This window comes from Streptomyces ruber (assembly GCF_014648075.1).
Classification (GTDB): domain Bacteria; phylum Actinomycetota; class Actinomycetes; order Streptomycetales; family Streptomycetaceae; genus Streptomyces; species Streptomyces ruber.
On record NZ_BMQK01000011.1, the window covers coordinates 86,732 to 100,306 of the forward strand.

Annotated in this window: 9 protein-coding genes and 1 pseudogene; 8 read left to right on the forward strand and 2 right to left on the reverse strand. The window is 72.6% G+C overall.

Going from position 1 to position 13,575, the window contains the following annotated elements:
- The first annotated feature begins 42 nt into the window (after nt 1-42).
- Together IEZ04_RS22315 and IEZ04_RS35630 are read left to right on the forward strand one after the other, a co-directional pair.
- Complete coding sequence (locus tag IEZ04_RS22315) at nt 43-909, forward strand: alpha/beta fold hydrolase (RefSeq protein ID WP_229821188.1); 867 nt, start codon at nt 43-45, stop codon at nt 907-909.
- Nucleotides 910-1,169: 260 nt separating this feature from the next.
- On the forward strand, nt 1,170-1,301 hold the full coding sequence (locus IEZ04_RS35630) for a hypothetical protein (RefSeq protein ID WP_268245683.1): 132 nt from the start codon (nt 1,170-1,172) through the stop codon (nt 1,299-1,301).
- A gap of 56 nt (nt 1,302-1,357) precedes the next feature.
- Here the strand turns inward: IEZ04_RS35630 and IEZ04_RS35015 are convergent.
- Nucleotides 1,358-2,593, reverse strand: a pseudogene (locus IEZ04_RS35015) (fibronectin type III domain-containing protein).
- A 29-nt stretch (nt 2,594-2,622) separates the two neighbouring features.
- Here IEZ04_RS35015 and IEZ04_RS22330 point away from each other — a divergent pair.
- The 4 genes from IEZ04_RS22330 to IEZ04_RS22345 all read left to right on the forward strand — a co-directional run bounded on the left by IEZ04_RS22330 (nt 2,623) and on the right by IEZ04_RS22345 (nt 8,576).
- On the forward strand, nt 2,623-3,675 hold the full coding sequence (locus IEZ04_RS22330; protein ID WP_189218735.1) for a 3-isopropylmalate dehydrogenase: 1,053 nt from the start codon (nt 2,623-2,625) through the stop codon (nt 3,673-3,675).
- A gap of 308 nt (nt 3,676-3,983) precedes the next feature.
- A complete protein-coding gene (locus tag IEZ04_RS22335; protein ID WP_189218736.1) occupies nt 3,984-5,075 on the forward strand; it encodes a branched-chain amino acid aminotransferase in 1,092 nt (363 codons plus the stop codon).
- 365 nt (nt 5,076-5,440) lie between these two features.
- Nucleotides 5,441-7,045, forward strand: coding sequence for a citramalate synthase (gene cimA, locus IEZ04_RS22340; protein ID WP_189218737.1), 1,605 nt, complete (start codon nt 5,441-5,443; stop codon nt 7,043-7,045).
- Nucleotides 7,046-7,187: 142 nt separating this feature from the next.
- Nucleotides 7,188-8,576 (forward strand): hypothetical protein, encoded by a 1,389-nt coding sequence (locus IEZ04_RS22345; protein WP_189218738.1) that lies wholly within the window; start codon nt 7,188-7,190, stop codon nt 8,574-8,576.
- Nucleotides 8,577-8,652: 76 nt separating this feature from the next.
- On the opposite strand, the gene IEZ04_RS22350 is transcribed toward IEZ04_RS22345, so the two are convergent.
- Nucleotides 8,653-9,276, reverse strand: a complete 624-nt coding sequence (locus tag IEZ04_RS22350; RefSeq protein WP_189218739.1) for a YceI family protein — start codon at nt 9,274-9,276, stop codon at nt 8,653-8,655.
- A 150-nt stretch (nt 9,277-9,426) separates the two neighbouring features.
- Between IEZ04_RS22350 and IEZ04_RS22355 the strand changes: the two genes are divergently transcribed.
- Both IEZ04_RS22355 and IEZ04_RS22360 read left to right on the forward strand, forming a co-directional pair.
- Nucleotides 9,427-11,802, forward strand: a complete 2,376-nt coding sequence (locus IEZ04_RS22355) for a polysaccharide lyase 8 family protein (protein WP_189218740.1) — start codon at nt 9,427-9,429, stop codon at nt 11,800-11,802.
- A 154-nt stretch (nt 11,803-11,956) separates the two neighbouring features.
- The gene (locus tag IEZ04_RS22360) at nt 11,957-13,540 is read left to right on the forward strand and encodes an acyl-CoA carboxylase subunit beta (protein ID WP_189218741.1); all 1,584 of its coding nucleotides are present in this window, start codon (nt 11,957-11,959) and stop codon (nt 13,538-13,540) included.
- The last annotated feature ends 35 nt before the right edge of the window (nt 13,541-13,575 follow it).

Genomic DNA, 13,575 nt, shown 5'->3' on the forward strand with positions numbered 1-13,575 from the left:
CGCCGCCTCCCGGGGCGGCGTCCGGCCCCGCACACTGCTGTCATGACGATGACGGACGGCGAGACGGTGACCGTGGCGGCCGACGACGGCGTACGGCTGTGGGCGAGCAGGACGGGCCGCGGTGTGCCGCTGGTGCTCTGCCACGGCGGACCCGGACTGTGGGACATGTTCGGGGACGTGGCCGCGCTCCTCGCGGACCGGGCCGTGGTCCACCGCTGGGACCAGCGCGGCTGCGGACGCTCACAGCCCTGCGCCGGACCGTGGACGACCGAGCGGTTCGTGGCCGACCTGGACGCCGTACGGGAGCACTTCGGGCTGGAGCGGACGGTGCTGCTCGGCCACTCGTGGGGTGCCTGGCTGGCGCTCGCCTACACGCTGGCCCACCCCGAGCGGGTCGCGGCACTGGTGTACGTGGCCGGCACCGGCATCGGACCGGTCGGGGACTGGCACGGCGCCTACAAGGAGAACCTCCTCGCCCGCCTCGGCGAACACCCTGGACGGCTCGCCCGCTGGCGCGAGCTGGAGGGCCGTACGGGACTGTCCGCGCGGGAGGAGCGGGAGCGCGCGGTGCTGCGGTGGACCGCGGAGTTCGTGGACGGCGAGCGGGCCCCGGAGCACGCCCGGCACATGGCCGATCCCTGGTTCCCGGCCAACCGCGCCTGCAACGCGGCCTTCGGCGCGGAGACGAGGCGTGTCGCGGGCACCCCGGAGCTGTACGCCGCCTGCCGGGCGCTCGACGTCCCGGTGGTCGTCGTCGACGGGGCCCGGGACATCCGGCCGCGCCCGGCGGTGGACTCGCTGGTGGAAGCCCTGCCGCGGGTGCGCAGGGTGGTGCTGCCGGACGCCGGGCACCACCCGTGGGTGGAGGACCCGCAGGGCTTCGCGGAGGCCGTGCGGACGGTGCTGTGACCCGACGCGCCGTCTCAGATAGTAGGAAGCCCGAGTAATTGTGGAGACAGGCACTGCGCCGTCCCCTACGTTTGTAGGAGTCGAACGTCTCGCTGGATCAAGCGCATGACGGTCGCGAGCCGGAGCTCCCCGGCGGGTGATCCCCGCCGCGCGGCTCCCCGCCCCACGGGGCGCCGCTCACGCCCGCACGGGGCCGTGGGGGAGGCTCGTCACCTCTTCTGCCGTACTCCCTCCCGGACATCCGAAGGAGTCGATCACCCATGGCCGAGACGACCGCCCGCCGCCGTGTCCGTCACATCTCCCGGGCCGGCGAATCCGACCGCAAGAACGCCGCCGCCGCGCTGCAGCGCGCCCTCGACCGCAGGGACAACGGCGGCGAGACGGGCCACTGAGGGGCCGTGAGGACCCGACCCGGGGAGCCACGGGGCCGGCGGTGTCCGACGCCGCGTCACCTGCCCCGCCGCACCTCGAAGTGGTCGATCCGCGTCCCGTCCTGCGCCGACACCGCCGGCCGGGCGGCCGGGCCCGGCTCGGCCAGGACGGACGGGAACGAGAACCCGGTGTAGCGCACCCGGGACCACTCCACCGTCTCCGGGGTGCGCTCACCGGCCTCGTCCAGTGGTACGTCCGCACCGACTCGCGGCCGGCGGCATGGCCCTCGTAGCTGTCCTCCACGCCGTCGGGGAAGCTGTAGCCGCCGGCCGGCACCCGCCTGCCCACCCCGCCGTCCGACGCGCGCCACCGTCGTCGAGTACGCGCAGTGGTGGAGGAAGACCACGACGACGTGGCCGTGCACGAACGAGTACACGCCCGGCGCGGGTCGGGGCCGTTGTCCGGCAGGGTCCAGCGCGCCGACTGGCCGCCGTAGCCGTTCGGCGAGCACCGGGCCTCCATGTCGTGGTTGCCGGTCGTCACCATCCACGGCACGGTCCTCGCGGCCGACTCGGTCCGGGCGAGGAACCGGTCCCACACGCGCGCGTCGTACACGTCGGACGCCGCGCCGTGGCCGGAGAGGTGCCGGCGCAGCAGATGTCGCCCGCGTGGAGGCGGAAGGCGGGGTTCTGCCCCGGGATCGCCCGGTCGCCGGCGAGCGCGTCGTAGCCGACGCCCTGGTCGCCGAAGGCGGTGAGGGCGCACGGCTCGGGCCGTGCGGGCGCCGTGCGGAAGGAGCCGAGCCTCTCCGGGCGGCCGGCCGGGTCGAAGCCCTCGTGGCCGACGCCGTAGCAGTACGTCGTGCCGGGCCGCAGACGGTCGAGGGCCGCGTGCAGGTGGTACTGCTCCACCGCGGGCAGCCCTGGCGACAGCGACGGGGCGTGCAGGTCCCGGACTCGGCCCCGGTCCGCGCGCTCGGCTCCACGGCTCCGTCCCGACGCGCACGTACGGTCTCCGCACCGCGGACGGCACCTGCCAGGCGATCCGCATCTGCGTCCGCGGATCGGCGCCGAAGGCCGGCCGGCGCCCGAAGGGGACGACGGACGGGCCGGGCACCCGGGCGGTCGCCACGGCGGGGCGCGGCTCGCGGCCGGGCCGGCGGTGGTCCCGAGCGGCCGGTCAGCAGCCCGCCGGCCGCGTCCCCGCCGTCAGCGGCACACCGCGCCGTGACGGCCCCTGCCGCGACTGGCGCACGGGTGAATCCGCCGTAGCCCGCCGGGGTGAGGTCCACATCGCGGACACCGTGTGTCATCCCATGGGACGAGGAGTACGGTGCTGCACATGTCGGTGAGCTCTCGCATCCTCAGTCTCGCAGTGATCCCCGGTGACGGCATCGGTCAGGAGGTCGTGGCCCAGGGCCTGAAGGTCCTGACCGCCGCCCTGCCGCAGGACGTGAAGCTGGAGACCAAGGAGTACGACTTCGGCGCCCGGCGCTACCACGCCACCGGTGAGACCCTCACCGACGCCGACCTGGAGCAGCTCAAGCAGCACGACGCCATCCTGCTCGGCGCGATCGGCGACCCGTCGGTGCCGTCCGGCGTCCTGGAGCGCGGCTTCCTGCTCAAGCTCCGCTTCGCCTTCGACCACCACGTGAACCTGCGCCCCTCGAAGCTGCTCCCGGGCGTCGAGACCCCGCTGGCCGGCCAGCCGGAGATCGACTTCGTCGTGGTCCGCGAGGGCACCGAGGGCCCGTACACCGGCAACGGCGGCACGATCCGCAAGGGCACCGAGCACGAGGTCGCCACCGAGGTCTCCGTGAACACGGCCTTCGGTGTCGAGCGCGTGGTCCGGGACGCCTTCGCCCGCGCCCAGGCCCGCCCCCGCAAGAAGCTCGCGCTGATCCACAAGAACAACGTGCTGACCTTCGCGGGCCACCTGTGGACGAACGTCTTCAACAGGGTGGCCGCGGAGTACCCCGAGGTCACCACCGAGTACATGCACGTGGACGCGGCGACGATCTACCTCGTCACGCAGCCCGAGCGCTTCGACGTAATCGTCACCGACAACCTCTTCGGCGACATCATCACCGACCTCGCCGCGGCCGTCTCCGGCGGCATCGGCGTCGCCGCGAGCGGGAACATCAACCCCTCCGGCGAGTTCCCGTCGATGTTCGAGCCGGTCCACGGCTCGGCCCCGGACATCGCCGGGCAGGGCAAGGCCGACCCCACCGCCACGGTCCTGTCCGTCGCCCTGCTGCTGCGCCACCTCGGCCACGACGCCGAGGCCGGCCGGATCGAGGACGCCGTCTCCGCGGACCTCGCCGACCGCGCGGGCAGGCCCGCCCGCACCACGGACGAGATCGGCGACGCCCTCGCCGTACGCGTAGCCGGCTGACGCCCGCCGCGCTTCTCCCGCTCTCCCGAAGCCGCCGGGTCGCATTTTCCGCACCCGGCGGCTTTTCCCTGCCCTCGCCGGGTGACACCATCAATCCCCCTGGGCAACCCCGAGGGCCGCGCTCACACCCCTCCTCTCCTGGTCCCTCGCTGCGCTGGAGGAGGGGGGAACCACCACAAAGCCCGCTGCTTGCGATAATCGGACGCAGAGCCGCGGATTGAGAGAATGCTCGGACGTCCTAGCACTGACCACTGGCAGTACGGGCGTGAGCGCGGCCCGTCACGACGACCGGTGAAGGACAACCACTGATGACGACGCCCACGATCGAACTCAAGCCCTCGGCCCACCCGCTCTCCGACGCGGAGCGCGAGGCGATCCTGGCCAACCCCGGGTTCGGCCGCCACTTCACCGACCACATGGTGACGGTGCGGTGGACCGAGGGCCGCGGCTGGCACGACGGCCAGCTCGTGCCGTACGGCCCGCTCTCCATCGATCCGGCCAACATGACCCTGCACTACGCCCAGGAGATCTTCGAGGGGCTCAAGGCGTACCGCCAGCCCGACGGCACCGTCGCCACCTTCCGCCCCGAGAAGAACGCCGAGCGTTTCCAGCGCTCCGCCCGGCGCCTCGCGATGCCCGAGCTGCCGGTCGAGACGTTCATCGAGGCATGTCACGCCCTCGTCAAGCAGGACCAGGCGTGGGTGCCCCCGCACGGCGGCGAGGAGTCCCTCTACCTGCGCCCGTTCATGTTCGCGGCCGAGGTCGGCCTCGGGGTGCGGCCCGCCAACGAGTACCTGTTCATCGTGATCGCCTCCCCGGCGGGCGCCTATTTCCCGGGCGGCGTGAAGCCGGTCTCCATCTTCGTCTCCGAGGACCGGGTGCGCGCCGTCCCCGGCGGCATGGGCGACGCCAAGACCGGCGGCAACTACGCGGCTTCCCTGCTCGCCCAGGCCGAGGCCGCCGAACAGGGCTGCGACCAGGTCTGCTACCTCGACGCCGTCGAGCACCAGTGGGTCGAGGAACTGGGCGGCATGAACCTGTACTTCGTGTACGGCGACCGCATCGTCACCCCGACGCTCACCGGCTCCATCCTGGAGGGCGTCACCCGTGACTCGCTGCTCACGGTCGCCCGTGACCTCGGCTACACCGCCGAGGAGGGCCGTGTCTCCATCGACCAGTGGCAGCGCGACGCCGAGAACGGCACCCTGACGGAGGTCTTCGCCTGCGGCACGGCGGCCGTCATCACCCCGGTCGGCAGGGTCAAGCGCACCTCGGGCGCCGAGTGGCGGCAGTCGGGCGGCGAGCCCGGCGAGGTCACCCTCCGGCTCCGCGAGAAGCTCCTCGACATCCAGCGGGGCACCGCGGAGGACGGGCACGGCTGGATGCGGCGGCTCGCCTGAGACACGGCCGTCACCTGCGCCCCTCCGGGGGCGCCGCCGTGCCGTGGCGGAATTCGACGCTCGAATCCTGAGACGGCGATGAGCACGGGGGCGGTCTGTGCCAGACTCCCCCCGTGCTTTCGTTCGCCATGATTATTGGCAGCAGGCGCGCCGGTCCGCAGTGACCGCCCGGTACCACCACGTACGGGCGGACGCCGTCGTCTCGACCCGCGCGCAGACCTCTCGCACCCGCGAGGGGTTTTTCGTTTTCCCGGGCCCACCGGCAGCCGGGGGAAGAGCGCAAGGGATCATCGGAGGAGGGCGGAGCCGGTCATTCCGGTAAACCGAGATCCACTACGGGATCCAGTACAGGAGCCGAGACAACCATGACCGAAACCAGCGAGCTCGACGATTCGTTCCACGTCTTCGACACCACCCTGCGCGACGGTGCGCAGCGTGAGGGCATCAACCTCACGGTCGCGGACAAGCTGGCCGTCGCACGGCACCTGGACGACTTCGGCGTGGGCTTCATCGAGGGCGGCTGGCCCGGCGCCAACCCGCGCGACACCGAGTTCTTCGCCCGCGCCCAGCAGGAGATCCGCTTCCAGCACGCCCAGCTCGTCGCCTTCGGCGCCACCCGCCGGGCCGGCGGCAAGGCGAACGAGGACCCCCAGGTCAAGGCCCTCCTCGCGTCCGGCGCACCGGTGATCACCCTGGTCGCCAAGTCCCACGACCGGCACGTGGAGCTGGCCCTGCGCACCACGCTCGACGAGAACCTGGAGATGATCCGGGACACCGTCTCCCACCTGGTCGCTGAGGGCCGCCGGGTGTTCGTCGACTGCGAGCACTTCTTCGACGGCTACCGCGCGAACCCGGAGTACGCGAAGGCGGTCGTCCGGACCGCCGCCGAGGCCGGCGCCGACGTGGTGGTGCTCTGCGACACCAACGGCGGCATGCTCCCGGCCCAGGTCCAGGCAGTGGTCGCGACCGTCCTCGCCGACACGGGCGCCCGCCTCGGCATCCACGCCCAGGACGACACCGGCTGCGCCGTCGCCAACACCCTCGCCGCCGTCGACGCGGGCGCCACCCACGTCCAGTGCACCGCCAACGGCTACGGCGAGCGCGTCGGCAACTCCAACCTCTTCCCGGTCGTCGCCGCCCTGGAGCTGAAGTACGGCAAGAAGGTGCTGCCCGAGGGCAAGCTGCGCGAGATGACCCGGATCTCGCACGCCATCGCCGAGGTGGTCAACCTCACCCCGTCCACGCACCAGCCCTACGTCGGCCTCTCCGCCTTTGCCCACAAGGCCGGGCTGCACGCCTCCGCGATCAAGGTCGACCCGGACCTGTACCAGCACATCGACCCGGAGCGGGTCGGCAACACCATGCGCATGCTGGTCTCCGACATGGCGGGCCGCGCCTCGGTCGAGCTCAAGGGCAAGGAGCTCGGCGTCGACCTGGGCGACGACCGAGAACTCGTCGGCCGGGTCGTCGCGCGGGTCAAGGAGCGGGAGCTCAAGGGCTACACGTACGAGGCCGCCGACGCCTCCTTCGAGCTGCTGCTGCGCGCGGAGGTGGCGGGCCGGCCGCTGAGCTACTTCCGCACCGAGTCCTGGCGCGCCATCGTCGAGGACCGCCCCGACGGCAGCCACGCCAACGAGGCCACGGTCAAGCTGTGGGCCAAGAGTGAGCGCATCGTCGCCACCGCGGAGGGCAACGGCCCGGTCAACGCCCTCGACCGCGCCCTGCGCGTCGCCCTGGAGCGGATCTACCCGCAGCTCGCGAAATTCGAGCTGGTCGACTACAAGGTCCGCATCCTGGAGGGCCGGGGCGGCACCCGGTCCACGACCCGGGTGCTGATCTCCACCTCCGACGGTGCGGGCGAGTGGTCCACGGTCGGCGTCGCCGACAACGTGATCGCCGCGTCCTGGCAGGCGCTGGAGGACGCGTACACGTACGGGCTGCTGCGGGCCCGGGTGGAGCCGGCGGAGTAGGGCCGGCACCCCGGCAGGAGTTCCGGCGGACCGGCCCGGCCCGCCGGAACCCTCGCCGTGGCGGCGGCTCCGGGGGTACGGCGCTCGTGTTCCGTGCTGCCGCGCCCGCCGTTTCGTGCGCCCGGCGAGGTAGCGTCGAAGTATGAGGGCTGTCCTGTCGCGAGGTGTCGTCCGTCTGCTGATCGCTCCGCTCGCCGCGGCGCTGGCGGTGTTCTCGGCCCTGGTCGTCGGTGCGCCCGGCGCCCACGCGGCCACCGATCTCACCACGGTCGCCGAGGCGCTGCGCAAGAATCCCGTGTACGTCGACCCGGCCGCCTCCGACCAGCTGTCCGAGGCCGACGCCGACGCGCTCTCCGACAGGATCAGGGACGCGGACGAACCGGTCTTCGTGGCGGTGCTCCCGGCCGACCAGCCGTCCCAGGGCATCTTCGCCGACCTGCGCACCGAGACCGGCATCACCGGCCTGTACGGCATCCGTCTCGGCGACCGGTTCGACGCCCAGGCCGACAGCAGTGTCCTCTCGCACCAGGGTGTGCAGAACCTCCGGTCCGCGGCCCAGGGAGCGGGCGACGCCAAGACCCAGCTCAACGACTTCGTCGACGACGCGCTGCGCAGCAATCTCCACGGCTCGGCCCCCGACAGCTGGGGCGGCGGGGGCGGCACCGGCGTGGACGTGGGCGCCCTGGCCACCGTGGGCGGGGTGCTGGTGGTGGGCGGCGCCGGCGCGTACGCGCTGGTCCGCCGGAGCCGCCGCAGGCGGGAGCGGGAACAGCGGGAGGCGCTTCAGAAGCTGCGCGTCGTCGTGGACGAGGACATCACGGCGTTCGGCGAGGAACTGGACCGGCTCGACTTCCATCCCGCCGAGCCCGGCGCGGACGACGCCATGCGCGCCGACTACGAACGCGCCCTGAACGCCTACGAGCAGGCGAAGTCGCTGATGGCCGCCGCCCGGCGGCCGGAGGACGTGCGCGCGGTCACCCAGGCGCTGGAGGACGGCCGGTTCTCGCTCGCCCTGCTGGCCGCCCGCCGTGAGGGCCGGCCGCTGCCCGAGCGCCGCGCCCCCTGCTTCTTCGACCCGCGGCACGGCCCGTCGGTGGCCGACGTCACCTGGGCGCCCGCGACCGGCGCGCCGCGCGAGGTGCCGGTGTGCGCCGCGGACCGGGTGCGCCTGGAGGAGGGCCTGGACCCGGCGGTCCGCGAGGTGGACACGGGGTACGGCCGCCGCCCGTACTGGGAGGCGGGCCCGGCGTACGGCCCCTGGGCCGGCGGTTACTTCGGCGGCGGCATCCTGCCCGGGCTGCTGGTCGGCACGATGCTCGGCGGCTTGATGGCCACCCCGTCGTACGCGGCCGACTACGGCGCCGGATACGGCGACTTCGGCGGCGGCTACGAGGGAGGGGACGTCTCGGGCGCGGACTTCGGCACCGACGACTTCACGGGCGGCTTCGGCGGGGGCTTCGGGGGCGGCGGGGACTTCGGCGGCGGAGGGGACTTCGGCGGGGGCGGCGGGGACTTCGGCGGGGGGTTCTGACGACGCCCGCCCTCCGGCAGGGGTCGGAGGACGGGCGCGCTCGGCGGGCCGGGGCCGGATGCGGCCCCCGGCGGGTTCAGCCCGCGTTCCTGATCGCCGAGATGTCGAAGACCAGCTTGATCCTGTCCGAGACGAGGACGCCGCCGGTCTCCAGGGCCGCGTTCCAGGTCAGGCCCCACTCGGAGCGGAGGATCTCCGCCTTGCCCTCGAAGCCGACGCGCTCGTTGCCGAACGGGTCCCTCGCGGAGCCGTTGAACTCCAGGTCGATCGTCAGCGGCTTCGTCGTGCCGAGGATGGTGAGGTCACCCGTGACGCGGTAGTCGTCGCCGCCCAGGGCCTCCGCCTTCGTCGAGCGGAACGTCATCGCCGGGAACTCGTCCGTGTTGAAGAAGTCCGCGCTCTTCAGGTGCCCGTCGCGGTCGGCGGAACCCGTGTCGATGCTGTCCATCGTGACGTCGAGGGAGGCCGTGGAGCTCGCCGGGTCGGTGCCGTCCAGGTGCAGCGTCCCGGAGAAGTCCCGGAAGCTCCCCTTGACGTTGGTGACCATGGCGTGGCGGGCCGTGAAGCCGATCGTCGAGTGGGCGGGGTCGATCGTGTAGTCGCCGGTCAGCGCGGCGAGGCCGGGGCTGACCGGGGCGGTGGTCGCCGGGGCCGTGGTGGTGCCGGCGCCGGCGGTGTTCCTGCGGCCGAAGATGCCCATGGGGTGCTCCTTGGGTGGGGGCTCGGGTGTGGGCGCCGAGCGGGAATGTTCAAAGTTAAACTTTTCGGACGTGGCCCACCGTAGCCCTATGTCGTTCAATATTCAACATTCTTGGCGAGTTCCGTTACGCGTCCTCCGGTGGTAGACGCCATGACCATGACCCCGGACACCCCGCAGCGCCGCGTCCGTCCGCCCGCTCCCACCCGTCGCGCCGTCCTGCTCACGGCGGCCCTGGGAGCGGCCCACGCCGCGGCCCTCACGGCAGGCGCCGCCACCGCCGCCGACGACGACCCGTACGACACCCTCCGGCGCCGCTGGCTCGGTCTCGCCCTCGGCACCGGCTACGACCCGGCCGCCGAACCGTACGCCTCCCGCCTGCGCGAGACCGGCGAGCGCGCCCGTGAGCACCGCGCCACGATGGCCCCCACCCCCACCTCCCTCTGGCCCGGCCACCCCTTCGACCCGCCCGCCGGCATCACCCGCAGCTACGGCCGCCTGTGGACGATGACCCAGGCGTACGTCCAGGAGGGCACCGGACTCACCGCCGACGCCGGCCTCCTCGCGGACGTCCTCCGCGGGCTCGACCACCTCTCCGCGACCGTCTACAACCCCTCCACCACCCGGTACGGCAACTGGTGGGAATGGCAGATCGGCAGCCCTCGCCTCCTCATGGACATCACGGCCGCCCTGCACGACCACCTGACGGACGACCGGCGGGCGGCGGCGTGCGCGGCCGTCGACCACTTCGTCCCCGACGCGCTGCTCCGCGACTACTCGGGCACCTCCACCGGCGCCAACCGCGTCGACCTCTGCCGCTCGGTCGCCCTGCGCGGCGTCCTCGGCCGCGCCCCCGAGAAGATCGCGCTGGCCCGCGACGCCCTCTCCCCGGTCTTCCCGTACGTCACCCGCGGGGACGGGCTGTACGCCGACGGCTCGTTCGTCCAGCACACGTGGGTCGCCTACTCGGGGACGTACGGGCAGGTCCTGCTCGACGGCCTCGGGCGGCTCCTCGCGCTGCTCGCCGGGTCGGACTGGGAGGTCACCGACCCGAACCGGCGACTCGTGCTCGACAGCGTGGAGCGCGCCTACGCACCGCTCCTCCACGACGGCCTGGTGATGGACTCCGTCAACGGACGCGCCATCAGCCGGGGTCTCCTCAAGGGTGACGACCAGGGGATCATGCGCTCCGACCACTTCCACGGACAGGGCCTCATCGCGGCGATCGCGCTGCTGGCCCAGAGCGCGAGCGAGGCCGAGCGGAGGCGCTGGTACGGGCGGATCAAGGGCTGGACCGAGCGGGACACGGTGTCGCCGGTCCTCACCGCCCCGCAGTTCGGCGTCGCGGACCTGGCCCGGCTGCACGCGGTCGCCGGCTCCCCGGTGCCGCCCGCCGCCGACCCCGTCGGCCACCACCTGTTCGCCGCCATGGACCGGGCCGTCCACCGCCGCCCCGGCTTCGTCCTGAACATCGCCATGGCCTCCGACCGGATCGCGCACTACGAGTGCGGCAACGGCGAGAACCCGCGCGGCTGGCACACGGGGGCGGGCATGACGCTGTGGTGGCCGACCGGGGAGCCCGCCGACCGGGCCGATCAGTACACGGACTGGTTCTGGCCGACCGTCGACTGGTACCGGCTGCCCGGCACCACCGTCTCCACCCGGCGGCTCGCCGACAAGGAGGGCGGGGAGTGGGGCGAGCCCAGGCCCGGCACGCGCTGGGTCGGCGGCACCACGGACGGCGAGTACGCGGCGATCGGCCAGCACCTGAAGGGACTGGGCTCCACGCTCGAGGCCCGTAAGTCGTGGTTCTGCCTCGCGGACTCGGTCGTCTGCCTGGGCGCCGGCATCACCTGTGCGGACGGCGTGCCGGTCGAGACCGTCGTCGACAACCGCAACCTCGGCGAGGGCGGCGAACGGGAGCTCACCCTCCGGCGCGGCTGGGCCCACCTGGCGGGCCACGGCGGCTGGATCCTCCCGGCGGGCGGCGACCTGCGCACGCTCCGCGAGGACCGCACCGGCGCCTGGTCCGGCATCAACACCGGCGGGAGCACCGAGCGCCGCACCCGCCGCTGGCAGACCCTCTGGCTGGACCACGGCACGGACCCGGAGGCGGCGTCGTACGTGTACGTCCTGATGCCCGGCGCCTCCCGGGAGCAGGTCGCCGCCCGCGCGGCCGACCGGGGCCGGCTGACCGTCCTCGCCAACGACGCCCGCCGCCAGGCCGTCCACGTCCGCCCGCTCGGCCTCACGGCCGCGAACTTCTTCGGCCCCGGCACGGCGGGCCCGCTCACCGTCACCGCGCCCGCGAGCGTGCTCGTACGGCACCGGGGACGTGCCGCTACGCTGTGCGTGAGCGAACCACCGCGCACGGGGGAGCCGTTCGAGGTCCTCTGGGACCACCCCGTACGGGACGTCGTGCGTGCGGACCCGTCGGTCGAGGTCCTCGGCACGGGCCGGCGGCTGCACCTGCGCGTCACTCCGGGGGAGGTATGCGCGACCGGCCGATGTGAGGTGTCTCTCAGCTAGCCGTTTTGTGCGACCCCCACAAGCCGCACCGGCTGTGAGCAGTCGGATCGGCTGCATTCCAGCACGGTTCTGTCCGGTGGTACCAGGAAAACGGGTCGGAGACTGTACGGAGTCGACGGCGAGCTTTTCATGGTCCGCTTCGTAAGGTCGCTACATGACCGTTTTGGATGAGGCGCCGGGCGAGCCGACAGACGCTCGCGGGCGTGTGGCCGAACTCCACGAGATCCGTGCGCAGGCGCTGGCCGGCCCGAGCGAAAAGGCCACCGCGGCGCAGCACGCCAAGGGGAAGCTCACCGCGCGGGAGCGGATCGAGCTGCTGCTGGACCCGGGGTCGTTCCAGGAGGTCGAGCAGCTGCGCCGGCACCGGGCGACCGGGTTCGGCCTGGAAGCCAAGAGGCCGTACACGGACGGTGTGATCACGGGCTGGGGCACCGTGGAGGGCCGCACGGTCTTCGTCTACGCCCACGACTTCCGCATCTTCGGCGGCGCGCTGGGCGAGGCCCACGCCTCGAAGATCCACAAGATCATGGACATGGCCATCGCGGCGGGCGCGCCGCTGGTCTCCCTCAACGACGGCGCGGGCGCCCGTATCCAGGAGGGCGTCTCGGCGCTCGCCGGCTACGGCGGCATCTTCCAGCGCAACACCAAGGCCTCCGGCGTCATCCCGCAGATAAGCGTGATGCTGGGCCCGTGCGCGGGCGGCGCGGCGTACAGCCCCGCCCTGACGGACTTCGTCTTCATGGTCCGCGAGACCTCGCAGATGTTCATCACCGGCCCGGACGTCGTCAAGGCGGTCACCGGTGAGGAGATCACCCAGAACGGCCTGGGCGGCGCCGACGTCCACGCCGAGACCTCCGGCGTCTGCCACTTCGCGTACGACGACGAGGAGACCTGCATCGCAGAGGTGCGCTACCTCCTCTCGCTCCTCCCGCAGAACAACCGGGAGAACCCGCCCCGGGTGGAGACGGCCGACCCCACGGACCGCCGCTCGGACGTGCTGCTCGACCTGGTCCCGGCGGACGGCAACCGCCCGTACGACATGGCCAAGGTCATCGAGGAGATCGTCGACGACGGCGAGTACCTCGAGGTCCACGAGCGCTGGGCCCGCAACATCATCTGCGCGCTGGCGCGCATCGACGGCCAGGTGGTCGGCATCGTCGCCAACCAGCCGCAGGTGCTCGCGGGCGTCCTGGACATCGAGGCGAGTGAAAAAGCTGCGCGCTTCGTCCAGATGTGTGACGCTTTCAATATCCCGATCGTCACTTTCCTGGACGTTCCGGGCTTCCTTCCCGGTGTCGACCAGGAGCATGGCGGCATCATCCGCCACGGTGCCAAGTTGCTGTACGCCTACTGCAACGCCACCGTGCCGCGGATCTCGCTGATCCTGCGCAAGGCGTACGGAGGTGCGTACATCGTCATGGACAGCCAGTCCATCGGGGCGGACCTCACCCTCGCCTGGCCGACGAACGAGATCGCCGTGATGGGCGCCGAGGGCGCGGCCAACGTGATCTTCCGCCGGCAGATCGCCGGCGCCGAGGACCCCGAGGCGATGCGCACCCGCATGGTCAAGGAGTACAAGTCCGAGCTGATGCACCCGTACTACGCGGCCGAGCGCGGCCTCGTGGACGACGTCATCGACCCGGCCGAGACCCGAGAGGTCCTCGCCAGGTCCCTGGCCATGCTGCACAGCAAGCACGCGGACCTGCCCTCCCGCAAGCACGGCAACCCCCCGCAGTGACCCAGCGGACACCTTGAGACACGGAGACCGACACC

Coding starts and splice junctions, on each gene's coding strand:
- IEZ04_RS22345 (WP_189218738.1), top strand. CDS start 7,188: ATGAGGGCTGTCCTGTCGCGAGGTGTCGTCCGTCTGCTGATCGCTCCG.
- IEZ04_RS22335 (WP_189218736.1), top strand. CDS start 3,984: ATGACGACGCCCACGATCGAACTCAAGCCCTCGGCCCACCCGCTCTCC.
- IEZ04_RS22360 (WP_189218741.1), top strand. CDS start 11,957: ATGACCGTTTTGGATGAGGCGCCGGGCGAGCCGACAGACGCTCGCGGG.
- cimA (WP_189218737.1), top strand. CDS start 5,441: ATGACCGAAACCAGCGAGCTCGACGATTCGTTCCACGTCTTCGACACC.
- IEZ04_RS22355 (WP_189218740.1), top strand. CDS start 9,427: ATGACCATGACCCCGGACACCCCGCAGCGCCGCGTCCGTCCGCCCGCT.
- IEZ04_RS22350 (WP_189218739.1), bottom strand. CDS start 9,276: ATGGGCATCTTCGGCCGCAGGAACACCGCCGGCGCCGGCACCACCACG.
- IEZ04_RS22330 (WP_189218735.1), top strand. CDS start 2,623: ATGTCGGTGAGCTCTCGCATCCTCAGTCTCGCAGTGATCCCCGGTGAC.
- IEZ04_RS35630 (WP_268245683.1), top strand. CDS start 1,170: ATGGCCGAGACGACCGCCCGCCGCCGTGTCCGTCACATCTCCCGGGCC.
- IEZ04_RS22315 (WP_229821188.1), top strand. CDS start 43: ATGACGATGACGGACGGCGAGACGGTGACCGTGGCGGCCGACGACGGC.